Below are 17,837 nucleotides of genomic sequence, written 5' to 3'. Positions count from 1 at the left end.
TCGGAGACCCTTGTAATGCCCGAGCAAGATCTACGTTTACTACAGCTGGAAGTCTGGCTGGATGAGCAGTTGCCGATCCTTTTCAACGCTCAGGACTGGAGCCCCGTACCCCCGGCCACATTGACTGCGGCCAGCAGCGACGCGAGTTTCAGGCGTTACTTCCGTTGGGAAGGCGGCGGCCGGACTTTCGTGGTAATGGACGCGCCGCCCCCCCAGGAAAACTGCAAACCCTTCGTCGATATCGCCCATTTACTGGCGAAGTCGGGCGTAAATGTTCCAAAAATTTATGCAGAAGATCTGCCGCGCGGCTTTCTTTTGCTCAATGACCTGGGCAGAAAAACCTACCTGGACGTGATTGACGAGCAAAACGCCGATCAACTCTTTGCCGACGCCATCGATGCCTTGCTGGCGTTCCAACAGTTGCCGATGGACGCGCCGCTGCCCAGTTATGACGTCGCCTTGTTGCGCCGCGAGCTGGAACTCTTCCCCGAGTGGTACATACGCCGCCATCTGGGCGTCGAGTTGGATGCACAACAACAAGACCTTTGGCAGCGTGTCAGCGACCGCCTGATCGAGAGCGCCCTGGCGCAGCCCAAAGTGCTGGTGCACCGCGACTACATGCCGCGCAACCTGATGATCAGCGAGCCGAACCCCGGCGTGCTGGATTTCCAGGACGCGGTCTACGGCCCAGTCACCTACGACATTACCTGCCTGTTCAAGGACGCCTTCCTCAGCTGGCCCCAGGGGCGCGTGCGTGAATGGCAGCGCGGCTATTGGGAGCGTGCAGGCCAGGCTGGCATCCCGGTGCACCGGGATTTCGATGACTTCCTGCGTGCCAGCGACCTGATGGGCGTGCAGCGCCACCTCAAGGTCATCGGCATCTTCGCGCGCATTTGCCATCGCGACGGCAAGCCGCGCTACCTGGCCGACGTGCCGCGTTTCTTTGCTTATATAGAAGCAGTGATCGCGGATCGTCCGGAGTTGAGCGAATTGGCTGAGTTGCTCACCAGCCTGCGCCAACCCGCTGAGGCAATGGTATGAAGGCCATGATCCTGGCCGCCGGCAAAGGCGAGCGGATGCGTCCGCTCACCTTGCACACGCCCAAGCCGCTGGTGCAGGCCGGCGGCAAGCGGCTGATCGAATATCACCTGGAGGCGCTGGCCAAGGCTGGTTTCACCGATATCGTGATCAACCACGCCTGGCTTGGTCAGCAGATCGAGAGCTATCTGGGGGATGGCGCACAGTTTGGCTTGCGCATCCGCTACTCCCCCGAGGGCGAACCGCTGGAAACCGGCGGCGGGATTTTCCAGGCGTTGCCGTTGCTGGGGGATGAGCCTTTCCTGGTGGTCAATGGCGATATCTGGACCGATTACGACTTCACCCCACTCAAGCGGCCGCTCAAGGGCCTGGCCCACTTGGTGATGGTCGACAACCCGGCGCATCACCCTTCGGGCGGTGATTTCTACCTGGATCAGGGTCTGCTTCATGATGCGGCGCCCGGTGCCGATAACATGACCTTCAGTGGCATTTCAGTGCTCGACCCTCAGTTGTTCGCGGGTTGCAGCGCCGGTGCCTTCAAGCTGGCGCCTCTATTGCGCGAGGCCATGGCTAAAGGTTTGGTAACGGGGGAGCACATGGCGGGACGCTGGATTGATGTCGGCACGCTGGAGCGCCTGGCGCAAGTCGAAACCCTGCTGACAGCGGGGCAGTAGCATGTTGTGGCCAGGGACGCTGATCGGCGCCGGGGCTGGCTTCGCCATTGCCAGTATTCCGGGGGCCTTGTTGGGTGCATTGCTGGGCCAGGCCCTGGACCGTCGAATGCAACTGCACAGCTGGGCTCAGCTGCGCGAGCGCATGGGTGGTCGTCCGGTGCTGCGCAATGATGAGTTGTTGTTTGTATTGCTCGGGCGCCTGGCCAAAAGCAACGGGCGCGTGGTGGACGGGCATATTCAGCAGGCGCGACAGGAGATGCGTTCGCTGGACATGACCGAGTCCGCGCAGCGCCGCGCGATTGCCGCGTTCAATCGGGGTAAGTCCGGCTCAGACCGTGTGCGCAGTTATCTGCGTGTGCTCAAGGCCCAGCCCCATGCAGCGGAAGGTGTGTTGCGCGCCTGTTGGCGGATGGTCTGGGCGGACGGCAGGGCGGATGACGCCGAGCGCGACCTGATCGACTTGTGGGGCAAGTGGTTGGGCTGGACACCGCAGCAGCTCAAGGCCTTGGCGGCGGACTACACACCCGAGCGCAAGACGCTGGTCAATCGCGGCGGCAGTTATCAGGACGCGCTGCGCTTGCTCGGTGTAACCGCCACCACCGAACCATCGGTCATCAAGCGTGCCTACCGTCGGCTGCTCAGCCGCCACCACCCGGATAAAGTCGCCGGCGGTGGCGCCACCCCTACGCAAGTGCATGAGGCCACCGAGCGCACTCGCGAGCTGCACAACGCCTATGCGCTGATTCGTGAGCGCCGGGATTTTCGTTAGATTCACGGATAACCATAAACCGATGTGGGAGGGGGGCAAGTCCCTTCCCTCATTGGGTATGTACTGTTCCTCAGTCGGTGCTGGCCTGCGGGCTCAACCATCCGCGAATCCTGCGATACAACTGCTCCTGTTCCGCAGCGCTGTTGCCGGGCAAGGTCTTCAGTGACACCTGCTTGTAGCCATCGTTCTTCAATCGCTTGGCTGCCTGGGCACGGGCCTGGGCGTTTTTGCGTGCCTGTGCGTTGTCCTGATAGTAGACATCGGCAGTCGGCAGTTTCAGTCCGGGCGCCAGTTGCTGCACGTCCGGATGACGCCCGTTAGGCGTCTGCGCCGCGATCATCACAAACTTTTGCACTTGGGACGGTTGTTTCTCGCTCAAGTAACGTGCTGCCCACCAGGCGCCGGTGCCATGGCCCACCAGCACCACACTGCGCGCGCTCTGGGTCTGGGCAAAGGCCACGGCCGCGTCAATGCGGTCAAAGATGCGCGAGGCGTCGGTCTTGTCTTGCTCGTCGACACCCGGCACCACTGACGGATCGGTGCCTTCGGCTTCGGCGCTGGCGGCTTGTTCGATCGGTTTGTCGGCGGTGCTCGCGTCCTTGCTGCTGGTGTCGACGGTGGCCTTGGGCGCTTCCATCACGCGCGGCGGCAGGGTGTCGACGCTCACATCCGGCAACGACAGGCTGAGACTGCCCCAATTGGCGTCCGGCAATTTGCGTCGCAACGGGCCGATTGCTTGCGGCCAGTCAGCACTTTCACCGCTGCCGGGTACGATAATCACCACGCCTTCGGGTTCGGCGCTGTTGGCCGGTTTCCACAGGGCGAGGAATGAGTCGCTGCCGGCCTGCAGCTGTTGCTGTTCCTGCTGCGGTATCGTGCGCTCCAGCGCGCTGGCGTCTTCCTGGCTGCGCTCAAGCAGGGGTTGGCGCTCGACAGGTTTTTCGGCAGCCGGCGCGGGGGCGTCAGCAGCCTGTACAGAAAAGGCACTGGTAAACAGCAGTGACAGGCACAATGCTGGCAGTGCCGAACGGTTTCGATAGGGCATCGTTGATTTCCGGCCAGAAGAGATTCCAGCAGCCTAAAGGGTTGGTCAGTTTTTGTCAGTGATGTGAGACGTGGATCATGGGTTTTCGCTGTCTGCTGGTTATCGGCTGTTTGTGCGTCGCCTTGATCGCAAACGCCTCCCCCGCGCCTGCCGCCCCGCAGGCGCAGCTCACTGCGCAGCAGCGCGAATGGCTGGCCCGGCACCCGGAGTTGCGGGTGGGCGTGGTGCTGCAAGTGCCCTACGCGCAGTACGACCGGCGCCTGCAGCGCTTGTCCGGGGCCAATGTGGAGTTGATGCAGGCGCTGGCCAAGGCGCTGAATATCGAGCTGACCTGGCGCAACTTCCCTAACCAGGAGCAACTGGAAGCCGCCGTCCGCGATGACGAAGTGGACATCGCCCCCGGCCTGCAACAAACCCCGGCTGGTTTGCGCCTGTGGTTATTCAGCGACCCCTATATGCGCGTGCCCCAGCATATCGTCGGCGTCCGCGAGGGCGGCGGTGCGGTGGAGCTGGAAAAACTCGACGATCAGTCCCGCGTTGCCGTGCGCATGCCCAGCGCGGTGGCCGATTACCTGCGCAGTACTTATCCGAGCCTCAACCTGCAAGGCGTGCCCATCGAGCGCCAGGCCTTGCAGTTGTTGGTCAGCCAGCAGGCACGTTATGCCGTGGTGGATGAAGCGCAATTGAGCCGACTGTCTGGCGAGGCCGAGTTCGCCGGCCTGGCGGTGGTGGGGGACATCGGTCTGCCGCAATTGCTGCGGGTGGCCACGCGCAGGGATTGGCCCGAACTGGCGGGCATCATGGAAAGTGCCCTGGCCGCTATCCCCGCCCGCGACCTGGATCAACTGCACAGCCGTTGGCTGCAACCCAAATACCCACGCTTATCGGAGTCGCCTGGGCTGTGGCAGAACCTCAGCCTGTTGCTGAGCCTGCTGCTGCTCGCCAGTCTGGCGACCGTGTTCTGGCAGCGCCGCCAGCAACGCGTGCTCGAACATGGACTGCTGGCCGCGCGGGAAGAAAGCGCCGCCCGCGCCGCGGGTGCGCAAGCGCTGCGGTTGACGCAGTTTTCCATCGACCAAAGCACCGTCGGCATCCTATGGGTCAATTGGGACAGCCATGTGCGCTACGCCAACCACGCCGCCGAAAGCATGCTCGGTTACGCCCCGGGTGCGCTGATCGAGCGCCCGCTCGTCGACCTCGACCCGACCCTGGACATGGACCGTTGGCTCAACCTGTGGAAGCGCGCACGGGCCAGCGAAGAGGGGCCGCAGAACTTCGCCACCGATTGTTTACGCGCCGACGGCAGCATCCTGCCGGCCAACGTGTCCTTGAGCTTTCTGCGGTTTGCCGAGGCCGAGTACTTGGTGGTCTACCTGAACGATGTCACCGAGTTGCGCCGCACGCTGGCCGCGTTGATGCAAAGTGAAGCGCAACTGCGCGAACTCTCGGCCCACCTGGAAACCGTGCGCGAAGAAGAAAAAGCCCGCATCGCCCGGGAAGTTCACGATGAGCTCGGGCAGATGCTCACCGTGCTCAAGCTGGAAACCTCCATGTGCGAGTTGGCCTATGCGCAACTGGACCCCGGCCTGCACGAGCGCTTGAACAGCATGAAGCGCCTGATCGCTCAACTGTTCCAGCTGGTGCGGGACGTCGCGACGGCGCTGCGCCCACCGATTCTCGACGCCGGCATCGCCTCCGCGATTGAATGGCAGGCCCGACGCTTCGAAGCGCGCACGCAGATTCCCTGCCTGGTTCAGGTGCCGGATAACCTGCCGGCCCTGAGCGACGCCAAGGCCATCGGCCTGTTTCGTATCCTGCAGGAAGCGCTGACCAACGTGATGCGCCATGCCCAGGCGCATACTGTGGAGCTGACCCTGGCCATAGAAGGCACGGATTTGCGGCTGACCATCAGCGACGACGGGGTTGGTTTCGTCCAGCCTGAAGGCCGTGCGGTATCGTTTGGCCTGGTCGGTATGCGCGAGCGCGTGCTGATCATGGGCGGGCAATTGAGCCTGCACAGCGAGTTGGGGGAGGGCACTACCCTGAGTGTGACGGTGCCGCTGGATGCATAACACCAAGAGGGAATTCCTGTGATCCGTGTACTGGTAGCCGAAGACCACACCATCGTTCGCGAAGGCATCAAGCAACTGATCGGCCTGGCCAAAGACCTGCTGGTGGTGGGGGAGGCGAGCAATGGCGAGCAGTTGCTGGAGACCTTACGCCACGTGCCGTGCGAGGTGGTGTTGCTGGATATCTCGATGCCCGGCGTCAACGGCCTGGAAGCCATTGCCCGGATCCGTGCATTGAGTAACCCGCCGGCGATCCTGGTGCTGTCGATGCACGATGAAGCGCAAATGGCTGCCCGCGCCCTGAAGGTCGGCGCCGCTGGTTACGCGACCAAGGACAGCGACCCGGCGCTGTTGCTCACGGCGATTCGCAAGGTCGCGGCGGGCGGGCGCTACATCGATCCGGATTTGGCCGACCGTATGGTCTTCGAAGTCGGCCTCACCGATGCCCGGCCGTTGCACTCGCTGCTCTCGGAACGTGAGTTTTCGGTGTTCGAGCGTCTGGCTCAAGGCGCCAACGTCAATGACATCGCCCAGCAGCTGGCGCTGAGCAGCAAGACCATCAGCACCCACAAGGCGCGCTTGATGCAAAAGCTCAATATCACTTCCCTGGCTGATCTGGTGAAGTACGCCATGGAACACAAGCTGTTGTGACGACATGCCTGTTTGCGACCTGCTTTAAACCGCGCTGACGCGATGCCCGGCGCTTCGCACCACAGCACTGTTCCATTCCCGCCATCCGTGTAGGGCAATCCCTACCCCCAACCTTCCATCCGGCTGATGCAATTCTCTCCTGGCCCCCGATTTCCGGGGCCTCGCGCCTGGACTACGCTTGTGCCACAGCAGTCCAAAACACAAAGGTGCGGGTATGAGCGAGGTGGATTCAAATGATGTGCTGGTCAGCTTTCGTGGCGTGCAGAAGAGCTACGACGGCGAGAACCTGATCGTCAAAGACCTCAACCTGGAAATTCGCAAGGGCGAGTTCCTCACCTTGCTCGGGCCTTCCGGTTCGGGCAAGACCACCAGCCTGATGATGCTCGCGGGCTTTGAAACGCCGACCGCCGGTGAAATCCAGCTGGCCGGGCGTTCCATCAACAACGTGCCGCCGCACAAGCGTGACATCGGCATGGTGTTCCAGAACTACGCGCTGTTCCCACACATGACCGTGGCCGAGAACCTGGCGTTTCCCTTGTCTGTACGCGGCTTGAGCAAGACCGACGTCAGCGAGCGGGTCAAGCGTGTGTTGAGCATGGTCCAGCTCGACGCCTTCGCCCAGCGCTACCCGGCACAACTGTCTGGGGGCCAGCAACAGCGTGTGGCCCTGGCCCGTGCGCTGGTGTTCGAACCGCAATTGGTGCTGATGGATGAACCCCTCGGCGCTCTCGACAAACAACTGCGCGAACACATGCAGATGGAGATCAAGCACCTGCACCAACGCCTCGGCGTGACCGTGGTGTACGTGACCCACGACCAGGGTGAAGCCCTCACCATGTCCGACCGAGTGGCGGTGTTCCACCAGGGCGAGATCCAGCAGATCGCCCCGCCGCGCACCCTGTATGAAGAACCGAAGAACACTTTTGTCGCCAATTTCATCGGCGAGAACAACCGCCTCAATGGTCGTCTGCACAGCCATACCGGTGACCGCTGCGTGGTCGAGTTGGCGCGGGGCGAGAAGGTCGAAGCGCTGGCGATCAACGTCGGCCAGATCGGCGGCCCGGTCACGCTGTCGGTACGTCCGGAACGGGTCAGTCTCAACGGCTCCAGCGAAAGCTGCGTCAACCGCTTCTCCGGGCGGGTGGCGGAATTCATCTACCTGGGCGACCACGTGCGTGTGCGCCTGGAAGTCTGCGGCAAGGCCGATTTTTTTGTGAAACAACCGATTGCCGAGCTGGACCCAGCCCTGGCGGTCGGCGACGTGGTACCGATTGGCTGGCAAGTCGAGCACGTTCGCGCACTCGACCCACTTCTAGAGGCGAATTGATCGCCCCCATGGCTTCACCAACCCTGCACGTGGAGAGAACAACAATGTTGAGTTCCTTGAAGTATTCCGTTCTGGCATTGAGCTTGATGGGCGCGACACAGGCCATGGCGGGCCCGGACCTGACGGTCGTGTCCTTCGGCGGCGCGAATAAGGCGGCTCAGGTCAAGGCCTTCTACGCACCGTGGGAAAGCGCGGGCAACGGCAAGATCGTCGCCGGTGAGTACAACGGTGAAATGGCCAAGGTCAAAGCCATGGTCGACACCAAGAGCGTGTCCTGGGACCTGGTCGAAGTGGAATCGCCGGAACTGTCCCGCGGTTGCGACGAAGACATGTTCGAGCCGCTCGACCCGAAACTGTTCGGCGACAGCGCCAACTACGTGAAGGGCGCGATCCAGCCGTGCGGCGTGGGTTTCTTCGTGTGGTCGACGGTGCTGGCGTACAACGCCGACAAACTGGCTTCTGCGCCAACCAGCTGGGCGGATTTCTGGGACACCAAGAAATTCCCGGGCAAGCGCGGCCTGCGTAAAGGCGCCAAGTACACCCTGGAATTTGCGTTGATGGCCGATGGCGTAGCGCCGAAGGATGTGTACAAAGTGCTGGCCGGCAAAGATGGTCAGGACCGTGCCTTCAAGAAACTCGACGAACTCAAGCCGTCGATCCAGTGGTGGGAAGCCGGCGCACAACCGCCGCAGTACCTCGCCTCGGGTGACGTAGTGATGAGCTCGGCCTACAACGGCCGCATCGCCGCCGTGCAGAAAGAAAGCAACCTGAAAGTGGTGTGGAACGGCGGTATCTACGACTTCGACGCGTGGGCCATTCCAAAAGGCCTGGCCAAGGATCGTGCCGAAGCGGCGAAGAAATTCATCGCCTTCTCGGTCGCGCCGCAGCAGCAGAAGACCTACTCGGAAAACATCGCCTACGGCCCGGCCAACACCCAAGCCGTACCGTTGCTGGCCAAGGACATCCTCAAGGACATGCCGACCACGCCAGAGAACATCGCCAACCAGGTGCAGATCGACGTGAGCTTCTGGGCGGATAACGGCGAGCAACTGGAGCAGCGCTTCAATTCCTGGGCTGCTAAATAACACCGCCTAACCTCTGTGGGGGGGGCAAGCCCCCTCCCACAGGAGATCTGCATTTATCTTCAAGATCCGGAGTTTGCCATGGCCATCGCCATCCCCACCCTCAAGCAGCGCCTGGCGCGTGCCGAGCGGCTCAATCGCTGGAAGGCCCAGGCCTTGATTGCGCCGCTGGTGCTGTTTTTGCTGCTGGTGTTCCTGGTGCCGATCGTCGCGCTGTTGTTTAAAAGCGTCGGCAACCCGGAAGTGGTGGGCGGTTTGCCGCGTACCGTGGTGGCGGTGACTGCCTGGGACGGCCGTGGCCTGCCCGGCGAGCCGGTGTACCAGGCCCTCAGTGAGGACTTGGGCGAGGCGCGTAAAAACCAGACCCTGGGCGATCTGTCCAAACGCTTGAACATGGAACTGGCCGGCTATCGCAGCCTGCTGACCAAAACCGCGCGGGCGCTGCCGTTTACCGAAGCGCCGGCCTCTTATAAAGAAGCGCTGGAAACCCTCGACGAACGCTGGGGCGACCCGGCGTACTGGCAGGCGATCCGGCGCAATACCAGCAGCCTGACGCCGTTCTATCTGCTGGCGGCCGTGGATCACCGTATCGACGACCTCGGCGAAGTGGCTCCGGCCACACCGGACCAAGCGATCTACCTGGACATCTTCGCCCGCACCTTCTGGATGGGCCTGGTGATCACCGTGATCTGCCTGTTGCTGGCCTATCCTCTGGCGTATCTGCTGGCCAACCTGCCGGCGCGTAAAAGCAACCTGCTGATGATCCTGGTGTTGCTGCCGTTCTGGACCTCGATCCTGGTGCGAGTGGCGGCGTGGATCGTGCTGTTGCAGTCCGGCGGCCTGATCAACAGCGCGCTGATGGGCATGGGATTGATCGATAAGCCCCTGGAGTTGGTGTTCAACCGCACCGGGGTCTACATCTCCATGGTGCACATTCTGTTGCCGTTCATGATCCTGCCGATTTACAGCGTGATGAAAGGCATCTCGCCGACCTACATGCGTGCCGCTATTTCCCTGGGCTGCCACCCGTTTGCCAGTTTCTGGCGGGTGTACTTCCCGCAGACCTACGCCGGTGTGGGCGCCGGTTGCCTGTTGGTGTTCATCCTGGCGATTGGTTACTACATCACCCCGGCCTTGCTGGGCAGCCCGAACGACCAGATGGTCAGCTACTTCGTGGCCTTCTACACCAACACCAGCATCAACTGGGGCATGGCGACGGCGTTGGGCGGCTTGCTGCTGCTGGCGACCGTGGTGCTGTACCTGATCTACAACCGTCTGGTCGGCGCCAGCCGCCTGCGCCTGAGCTGAGGAGACCTTGCGATGCTGAGCCCTTACATGTCGCCCGTTGAGCGGGTTTGGTTCTACAGCTTGCGGATCCTCTGCGGCTTGATCCTGCTGTTCCTGATCCTACCGGTGCTGGTCATCATCCCGCTGTCGTTCAACAGCGGCAGTTTCCTGGTGTACCCGTTGCAGGGCTTCTCGCTGCACTGGTACCAGGATTTCTTCGCCTCGGCCGAGTGGATGCGTGCGCTGAAGAACAGCATCATCGTCGCCCCGGCAGCCACAGTGCTGGCCATGGTGTTCGGTACCCTGGCGGCAATTGGCCTGACCCGTGGCAATTTCCCTGGCAAGGCGCTGGTGATGGCTTTGGTGATTTCGCCGATGGTGGTGCCGGTGGTGATCATCGGCGTGGCCAGCTACCTGTTCTTTGCGCCGCTGGGCTTGGGTAACAGTTTCTTCTCGCTGATCGTGGTGCACGCGGTGTTGGGCGTGCCGTTTGTGATCATCACGGTGTCGGCGACATTGCAGGGGTTCAACCACAATCTGGTGCGTGCGGCGGCCAGTCTGGGGGCTTCGCCACTCACCGCATTTCGTCGGGTGACCTTGCCGTTGATTGCACCGGGGGTGATATCCGGGGCGCTGTTTGCGTTCGCGACCTCGTTCGACGAGGTGGTGGTGACGCTGTTCCTTGCCGGCCCGGAGCAAGCGACCCTGCCACGGCAGATGTTCAGCGGTATCCGCGAAAACCTCAGCCCCACCATTGCCGCAGCGGCGACCTTGTTGATTGCGTTCTCGGTGTTGCTGTTGCTGACTCTGGAATGGCTGCGCGGCCGTAGCGAGAAACTGCGTACTGCCCAGGTCTAAAGCGCAGCGCAGATCACAATGTGGGAGCGGGTTTGCCCCTCCCACAAGGGTTGTGTGTTGAACCACAAAGACCATTCAGCTGCTGAATGGAAGACAACCTGTTTCGGTCAGCTACTCTTGTGCCAGCCCATTTCCGAATAAGAGGCCGCGCATATGAGTATTTCCTCATTCAAGATCGCCCACAAACTCCTGACCGGCGCTGGCGCCATCGAACAACTGGCCTTTGAACTCACGCGCCTGGACGTGGATAACCCGCTGATCGTGACCGACGCCGTGCTGGTCAAATCCGGCACCGTGGCGTTGGCGCTCGAACATTTGGGCGACCGCCCCTATGATATTTTCGACCGCGTGCTGCCCGACCCGGAAATCTCCATTGTCGAAGACTGCATGCAGGCCTACCGCGAAGGCGGCCACGATGGCTTGATCGGGTTGGGTGGCGGCAGCGCCATCGACATCGCCAAAAGCGTGGCCGCCTACGCCGGTTACCACGGCGCCCTGGCTGACTTGTTTGGTGTCGACCAGGTGCCGCGCAAGGGCCCGCCGCTGATCGCCATCCCGACCACGGCCGGCACCGGCTCGGAGGTGACCAATGTAGCGATCCTCTCCGACAAGGCCGCGCAGCTCAAAAAGGGCATCGTCAGCGACTACTTGTTGCCGGACGTGGCGCTGATCAGCCCGCAAATGACCCTGACCTGCCCGCGTAGCGTCACCGCTGCCAGTGGTGTGGATGCGCTGGTGCATGCAGTCGAGTCCTATCTGTCGCTGAATGCTTCGCCGATCACCGACGCCTTGGCCATCGGCGCCATCAAGCTGATCGCCAAGGCGCTGCCCAAGGCCTACGCCAACCCGGCCAACTTGCAGGCCCGCGACGACATGGCCACTGCCAGCCTGATGGCCGGCATGGCTTTCGGCAACGCCGGGGTGGGCGCGGTACATGCGTTGGCGTATCCGCTGGGTGGGCGCTTCAACATTGCCCATGGCGTAAGTAACGCGCTGTTGCTGCCCTATGTGATGCACTGGAACAAGCTCGCGTGTGTCGAGCGTATGCAGGACATTGCCCAGGCCATGGGCGTGAACATCACGGGGTTGAGTGCCAATGACGCTGCCGACCAGGCGGTCGAGGCGATGACGCGACTGTGTGCTGCGGTCGAGATCCCGGCCGGGCTTCACAGTTTCGGGATTCCCGAAAGCGCAATTGCGACCATGGCGGCGGAAGCCGCCGGGATCGAACGGCTGATGCGCAACAACCCGCGCAAGCTCAGCGTGGCGGATATCGAGAAAATCTACCGGGCCGCGTACTAGCCATTGAGCTAGGTCACGGTGCGCGCAGCAAAGCATGAGGTATACAATGCGCGCCATCGTGATTTAGCTCAGAAAAGGTGCGTCATGCAGCCCTTCGTTATTGCCCCATCGATTCTCTCCGCCGATTTCGCCCGACTGGGTGAGGAAGTGGACAACGTGTTGGCCGCCGGTGCCGACTTCGTGCACTTCGATGTCATGGACAACCATTACGTGCCCAACCTGACCATCGGCCCGATGGTCTGCGCGGCGTTGCGCAAATACGGCGTCACCGCGCCGATCGATGCGCACCTGATGGTCAGCCCGGTGGATCGCATCATCGGCGACTTCATTGAGGCCGGCGCGACCTACATCACCTTTCATCCGGAAGCCTCGCTGCACGTCGACCGCACCCTGCAATTGATCCGCGAAGGTGGCTGCAAGGCGGGCCTGGTGTTCAACCCGGCGACCCCGCTGGATGTACTCAAGTACGTGATGGACAAGGTCGACATGGTGCTGCTGATGAGCGTCAACCCAGGCTTTGGCGGGCAGAAGTTCATTCCCGGTACCCTCGACAAACTGCGCGAAGCCCGCGCGCTGATCGATGCCTCGGGCCGTGATATCCGCCTGGAAATCGACGGTGGGGTCAACGTCAACAATATCCGTGAAATCGCAGCGGCCGGTGCCGACACGTTCGTGGCCGGTTCGGCGATCTTCAACGCGCCGAACTACCAGGAAGTGATCGACAAGATGCGTGCAGAACTGGCGCTGGCACGTCCATGAGCGGCTTTGAGCAGCTGTTCCCCGGCAAACTGCCACGGTTGGTGATGTTCGATCTGGACGGTACGTTGATCGATTCGGTGCCTGACTTGGCGGCGGCGGTGGACCAGATGCTGCTCAAACTCGGACGCCCGCCCGCGGGTCTGGGATCCGTGCGTAACTGGGTAGGTAACGGCGTGCATATGCTGGTACGCCGGGCCCTGGCCAACAACATCGACCCCGAAGGCGTCGATGAGGTGGAGGCCGAGCATGCCCTGGAACTGTTCAATGCTGCCTATGAAGACGGCCATGAACTGACCGTGGTTTATCCCGGCGTGCGCGACACCCTCAAATGGCTGCACAAGCAGGGCGTGGAAATGGCCCTGATCACCAACAAGCCGGAGCGTTTCGTTGCGCCGCTGTTGGACCAGATGAAAATCGGCCGGTATTTCCGCTGGATCATCGGTGGCGATACCTTGCCGCAGAAGAAACCTGACCCGGCGGCGCTGTTTTTCGTGATGAAAATGGCCAATATCCCGGCGTCCCAGTCGTTGTTTGTCGGCGATTCGCGCACGGATGTGCAGGCGGCAAAAGCTGCGGGCGTGCAGTGTGTCGCCCTGAGCTACGGCTATAACCATGGCCGGCCGATTGCCGAAGAGTCGCCGGCGCTGGTGATTGATGACCTGCGACTGCTAATCCCCGGTTGCTTGGGAGCGGGCGCTGAGATAACGTTGCCCGATACCGATCCGTCCCCTTCTGGAAATCCCATCGTGGTGGTCACTCGCAAACTCTGGATGAAAGTCATCAAGGCCCTGGCCCGCTGGCGTTGGCGCGCCTGACTGATCCTGGCCGCGCCCTGCGGCACGTTTGCATACCTGACTGTTAGACCCTCACACCACGAGGCACCTCATGAATCGCGAAGAATTCCTGCGTTTGGCCGCTGCCGGCTATAACCGTATTCCCCTGGCCTGCGAAACCCTGGCCGACTTCGACACGCCGCTGTCGATCTACCTGAAACTGGCCGACGAGCCCAATTCCTATCTGTTGGAATCGGTACAGGGCGGTGAGAAATGGGGCCGTTATTCGATCATCGGCCTGCCGTGCCGCACCGTGATGCGGGTACACGATCATCATGTGAGCATCACCCATGACGGCGTCGAGATCGAAAGCCATGACGTGGAAGACCCGCTGGCCTTTGTCGAAACCTTCAAGGCGCGCTACAACGTGCCGACCATTGCTGGCCTGCCGCGCTTCAATGGCGGGTTGGTCGGGTATTTCGGCTACGACTGCGTGCGCTATGTGGAAAAACGCCTGGGCAAATGCCCGAACCCGGATCCGCTGGGCGTGCCGGATATTCTGCTGATGGTGTCTGACGCGGTGGTGGTGTTCGACAACCTCGCCGGCAAGATGCACGCCATCGTACTGGCCGATCCGTCCCGCGAAGATGCGTTCGAACAAGGCCAGGCCAGCCTGCAAGCCCTGCTGGAAAAACTGCGCCAGCCGATCACCCCGCGTCGCGGCCTGGACCTCAGCTGCCCGCCGGCGAGCGATCCGTTGTTCCGCTCAAGTTTTACCCAGGATGACTACGAGCGTGCCGTCGACACCATCAAGGAATACATCCTCGCCGGTGACTGCATGCAGGTGGTGCCGTCGCAGCGCATGTCCATCGACTTCAAGGCTGCACCCATCGACCTGTACCGTGCGCTGCGCTGCTTCAACCCGACGCCATACATGTACTTCTTCAACTTTGGCGACTTCCACGTTGTAGGCAGTTCGCCGGAAGTGCTGGTGCGCGTCGAAGACAACCTGATCACCGTGCGCCCGATTGCCGGTACGCGCCCACGTGGCGCGACCGAAGAAGCCGATCTGGCGCTGGAAGAAGACCTGCTCAGCGACGACAAGGAAATCGCCGAGCATTTGATGCTGATCGACCTGGGCCGCAACGACACCGGGCGCGTCTCGGAAATCGGCTCGGTGAAGCTCACCGAGAAGATGGTCATCGAGCGTTACTCCAATGTTATGCACATCGTGTCCAACGTCACGGGCGAGCTGAAGGCTGGCTTGACTGCAATGGATGCGTTGCGAGCGATTCTGCCGGCGGGCACCTTGTCGGGCGCGCCGAAGATTCGCGCGATGGAAATCATCGACGAACTGGAACCGGTCAAGCGGGGTGTCTACGGCGGCGCCGTGGGGTATTTCGCCTGGAACGGCAACATGGACACTGCCATTGCGATCCGCACGGCAGTGATCAAGGACGGGGAGCTGCATGTGCAGGCCGGTGGCGGGATTGTCGCCGACTCGGTGCCGGCCCTCGAATGGGAAGAAACCCTGAACAAGCGCCGTGCGATGTTCCGCGCTGTTGCGCTGGCTGAACAGACCCCCAATTCCTGAGGTTTGCCCCATGTTGCTGATGATTGATAACTACGATTCCTTTACTTACAACGTTGTGCAGTACCTGGGCGAGTTGGGTGCCGAGGTCAAGGTGGTGCGCAACGACGAACTGACCGTGGCCGAGATCGCGGCGCTGAACCCCGAGCGCATCGTGGTTTCGCCAGGCCCGTGCACGCCGACGGAGGCGGGCATCTCCCTTGAAGCCATCCAATATTTCGCCGGCAAACTGCCGATCCTGGGCGTATGCCTGGGCCACCAATCCATCGGCCAGGCTTTTGGCGGTGATGTGGTGCGTGCGCGCCAGGTGATGCACGGCAAGACCAGCCCGGTGTTCCACAAAGAGCTGGGCGTATTCCAGGCCCTGAACAATCCCTTGACGGTGACCCGCTACCACTCGCTGGTGGTCAAGCGTGAAACCCTGCCCGAATGCCTGGAACTGACCGCCTGGACCCAGCTGGAAGACGGCTCGGTCGATGAGATCATGGGCCTGCGTCACAAGACACTGAACATCGAAGGGGTGCAATTTCACCCTGAATCGATCCTGACCGAGCAGGGCCACGAGCTGTTCGCCAACTTTCTCAAGCAGAGCGGCGGCACGCGCTAAGGACTTTCCATGGATATCAAGACTGCCCTGAGCCGTATCGTCGGCCATCTGGACCTGAGCACCGCTGAAATGAGCGATGTGATGCGCGAGATCATGACCGGCCAATGCACCGACGCGCAGATCGGCGCGTTCATGATGGCGATGCGCATGAAGAGCGAAAGCATCGACGAGATCGTCGGCGCCGTCTCGGTGATGCGCGAGCTGGCGGACAAGGTTGAGCTCAAGACCCTCGATGGCGTGGTCGACGTGGTCGGCACCGGGGGCGATGGTGCAAATATTTTCAACGTGTCGACCGCGTCCTCCTTTGTGGTGGCGGCGGCCGGTTGCACCGTGGCCAAACACGGTAACCGCGCGGTGTCCGGCAAGAGCGGCAGTGCCGACCTGCTGGAAGCGGCCGGGATCTACCTGAACCTGACGCCGGTGCAAGTGGCGCGTTGCATCGACAACGTCGGCATCGGCTTTATGTTTGCCCAGTCCCACCACGGCGCGATGAAACACGCCGCCGGCCCGCGTAAAGACCTGGGCCTGCGCACCCTGTTCAACATGCTCGGCCCGCTTACGAATCCGGCCGGTGTGAAGCACCAGGTGGTGGGCGTGTTCAGCCAGGCGCTGTGCAAACCATTGGCTGAAGTACTGCAACGCATGGGCAGCAAACATGTGCTGGTGGTGCATTCCAAAGATGGCCTGGATGAATTCAGCCTCGCCGCGCCGACCTTTGTGGCGGAACTGAAGAATGACCAGATCACCGAATACTGGGTCGAGCCTGAAGACCTGGGCATGAAGAGTCAGAGCCTGCATGGCCTGGCGGTGGAAAGCCCGGCGGCGTCGCTGGAGCTGATCCGTGATGCCCTGGGGCGGCGCAAGACTGAGAACGGTCAAAAGGCTGCGGAAATGATTGTTCTGAATGCTGGCGCGGCACTTTACGCAGCCGACCAAGCCTATAGTCTTAAGGAAGGTGTCGAATTGGCCCACGATGCGCTGCACACCGGTCTGGCTCGCGAGAAGCTCGAAGAACTGGGAGCATTCACCGCCGTATTCAAGATGGAGAATGAAGGATGAGTGTTCCGACCGTTCTGGAAAAAATCCTCGCCCGCAAGGCCGAAGAAGTCGCCGAGCGCCGTGCCCGCGTGAGCCTGGCTGAGCTGGAAGCCCAAGCGAAAGCCGCTGACGCACCACGTGGATTTGCCGATGCGCTGATCGCCCAGGCCAAGCTCAAGCACCCGGCGGTGATCGCCGAGATCAAGAAGGCTTCGCCGAGCAAAGGCGTGATTCGCGAGCACTTCGTGCCAGCGGAAATCGCGGTCAGCTATGAAAAGGGCGGGGCGACATGCCTGTCCGTACTGACCGACATTGATTATTTCCAGGGTTCCGATTTGTTCCTGCAACAGGCCCGGGCGGCGTGCAAGTTGCCGGTGATCCGCAAGGACTTCATGGTCGACCCGTACCAGATCGTCGAAGCCCGTGCCTTGGGCGCCGACTGCGTGCTGCTGATCGTTTCCGCACTGGATGACGTGAAGATGGCCGAACTCGCGGCTGTAGCCAAAAGCGTCGGCCTGGATGTGCTGGTGGAAGTGCACGACGGCGACGAGCTGGAGCGGGCGTTGAAAACCCTCGATACGCCGCTGGTCGGGGTCAACAACCGTAACCTGCATACCTTCGAAGTCAGCCTGGAAAACACCCTCGACCTGCTGCCGCGTATCCCGCGTGACCGCCTGGTGATTACCGAGAGTGGCATCGTCAACCGCGCCGATGTGGAGCTGATGGAAATCAGCGGCGTGTACTCGTTCCTGGTGGGCGAAACCTTTATGCGTGCCGAGAACCCGGGGGCGGAACTGCAGCGTCTGTTCTTCCCGGAGCGTGGCGTGGCGGTCAGCGGTTCCACGCTCGATTGATGTGAAATGCGATCACAATGTGGGAGGGGGCTTGCCCCCGATGGCATTCTGTCAGTTGATGAACCAGTCGGCTGACACTCCGCTATCGGGGCAAGCCCCCTCCCACATTGGGT

Annotated in this window: 17 protein-coding genes; 16 read left to right on the top strand and 1 reads right to left on the bottom strand. The window is 61.7% G+C overall.

What is annotated here, in order from left to right; translation table 11 throughout:
* Positions 1-15 precede the first annotated feature (15 nt).
* The 3 genes from DNK50_RS00525 to DNK50_RS00515 are packed head-to-tail and all read left to right on the top strand — an operon-like array spanning position 16 to position 2,481.
* On the top strand, positions 16-1,041 hold the full coding sequence (locus DNK50_RS00525; RefSeq protein WP_112192567.1) for an aminoglycoside phosphotransferase family protein: 1,026 nt from the start codon (positions 16-18) through the stop codon (positions 1,039-1,041).
* Positions 1,038-1,712, top strand: a complete 675-nt coding sequence (murU, locus tag DNK50_RS00520; protein WP_112192566.1) for an N-acetylmuramate alpha-1-phosphate uridylyltransferase MurU — start codon at positions 1,038-1,040, stop codon at positions 1,710-1,712. Before DNK50_RS00525 ends, murU begins: the two co-directional genes overlap by 4 nt.
* Before the next feature lies 1 nt (position 1,713).
* Entirely contained in the window at positions 1,714-2,481 is a 768-nt protein-coding gene (locus DNK50_RS00515; protein WP_099585663.1) for a TerB family tellurite resistance protein, read from the top strand.
* A gap of 70 nt (positions 2,482-2,551) precedes the next feature.
* Here the strand turns inward: DNK50_RS00515 and DNK50_RS00510 are convergent, their stop codons facing one another.
* Positions 2,552-3,526, bottom strand: coding sequence for an alpha/beta hydrolase family protein (locus tag DNK50_RS00510; RefSeq protein WP_112192565.1), 975 nt, complete (start codon positions 3,524-3,526; stop codon positions 2,552-2,554).
* Between the two features lie 77 nt (positions 3,527-3,603).
* Between DNK50_RS00510 and DNK50_RS00505 the strand changes: the two genes are divergently transcribed.
* From DNK50_RS00505 to trpC, 13 genes are all read left to right on the top strand, one after another.
* Positions 3,604-5,598 (top strand): histidine kinase, encoded by a 1,995-nt coding sequence (locus DNK50_RS00505; protein ID WP_099585661.1) that lies wholly within the window; start codon positions 3,604-3,606, stop codon positions 5,596-5,598.
* A gap of 18 nt (positions 5,599-5,616) precedes the next feature.
* Positions 5,617-6,246, top strand: coding sequence for a response regulator transcription factor (locus tag DNK50_RS00500; protein ID WP_099585660.1), 630 nt, complete (start codon positions 5,617-5,619; stop codon positions 6,244-6,246).
* 214 nt (positions 6,247-6,460) lie between these two features.
* Positions 6,461-7,573, top strand: a complete 1,113-nt coding sequence (locus tag DNK50_RS00495) for an ABC transporter ATP-binding protein (RefSeq protein WP_099585659.1) — start codon at positions 6,461-6,463, stop codon at positions 7,571-7,573.
* A 44-nt stretch (positions 7,574-7,617) separates the two neighbouring features.
* Positions 7,618-8,658: an ABC transporter substrate-binding protein gene (locus DNK50_RS00490; RefSeq protein ID WP_099585658.1), complete on the top strand. Its 1,041-nt coding sequence runs from the start codon at positions 7,618-7,620 to the stop codon at positions 8,656-8,658.
* Between the two features lie 78 nt (positions 8,659-8,736).
* Entirely contained in the window at positions 8,737-9,963 is a 1,227-nt protein-coding gene (locus tag DNK50_RS00485; protein WP_099585657.1) for an ABC transporter permease, read from the top strand.
* A gap of 12 nt (positions 9,964-9,975) precedes the next feature.
* Complete coding sequence (locus tag DNK50_RS00480; protein WP_017739612.1) at positions 9,976-10,800, top strand: ABC transporter permease; 825 nt, start codon at positions 9,976-9,978, stop codon at positions 10,798-10,800.
* A 153-nt stretch (positions 10,801-10,953) separates the two neighbouring features.
* Positions 10,954-12,102: an iron-containing alcohol dehydrogenase gene (locus DNK50_RS00475; protein WP_112192564.1), complete on the top strand. Its 1,149-nt coding sequence runs from the start codon at positions 10,954-10,956 to the stop codon at positions 12,100-12,102.
* Between the two features lie 84 nt (positions 12,103-12,186).
* A complete protein-coding gene (gene rpe, locus DNK50_RS00470) occupies positions 12,187-12,861 on the top strand; it encodes a ribulose-phosphate 3-epimerase (protein ID WP_032883842.1) in 675 nt (224 codons plus the stop codon).
* Complete coding sequence (locus DNK50_RS00465; protein WP_112192563.1) at positions 12,858-13,676, top strand: phosphoglycolate phosphatase; 819 nt, start codon at positions 12,858-12,860, stop codon at positions 13,674-13,676. The genes rpe and DNK50_RS00465 overlap by 4 nt, the downstream gene beginning before the upstream one ends.
* Before the next feature lie 70 nt (positions 13,677-13,746).
* Positions 13,747-15,228: an anthranilate synthase component I gene (trpE, locus tag DNK50_RS00460; RefSeq protein WP_112192562.1), complete on the top strand. Its 1,482-nt coding sequence runs from the start codon at positions 13,747-13,749 to the stop codon at positions 15,226-15,228.
* 10 nt (positions 15,229-15,238) lie between these two features.
* On the top strand, positions 15,239-15,832 hold the full coding sequence (locus tag DNK50_RS00455; RefSeq protein ID WP_099585653.1) for an aminodeoxychorismate/anthranilate synthase component II: 594 nt from the start codon (positions 15,239-15,241) through the stop codon (positions 15,830-15,832).
* Between the two features lie 9 nt (positions 15,833-15,841).
* Positions 15,842-16,891: an anthranilate phosphoribosyltransferase gene (gene trpD, locus DNK50_RS00450; protein WP_112192561.1), complete on the top strand. Its 1,050-nt coding sequence runs from the start codon at positions 15,842-15,844 to the stop codon at positions 16,889-16,891.
* Positions 16,888-17,724 (top strand): indole-3-glycerol phosphate synthase TrpC, encoded by an 837-nt coding sequence (gene trpC / locus DNK50_RS00445; RefSeq protein ID WP_099585651.1) that lies wholly within the window; start codon positions 16,888-16,890, stop codon positions 17,722-17,724. The genes trpD and trpC overlap by 4 nt, the downstream gene beginning before the upstream one ends.
* Positions 17,725-17,837 lie beyond the last annotated feature (113 nt).

It is taken from the genome of Pseudomonas sp. LG1E9 (assembly GCF_003290225.1).
Classification (GTDB): domain Bacteria; phylum Pseudomonadota; class Gammaproteobacteria; order Pseudomonadales; family Pseudomonadaceae; genus Aquipseudomonas; species Aquipseudomonas cyclaminis.
This window is presented reverse-complemented; position numbering and strand designations above follow the sequence as displayed.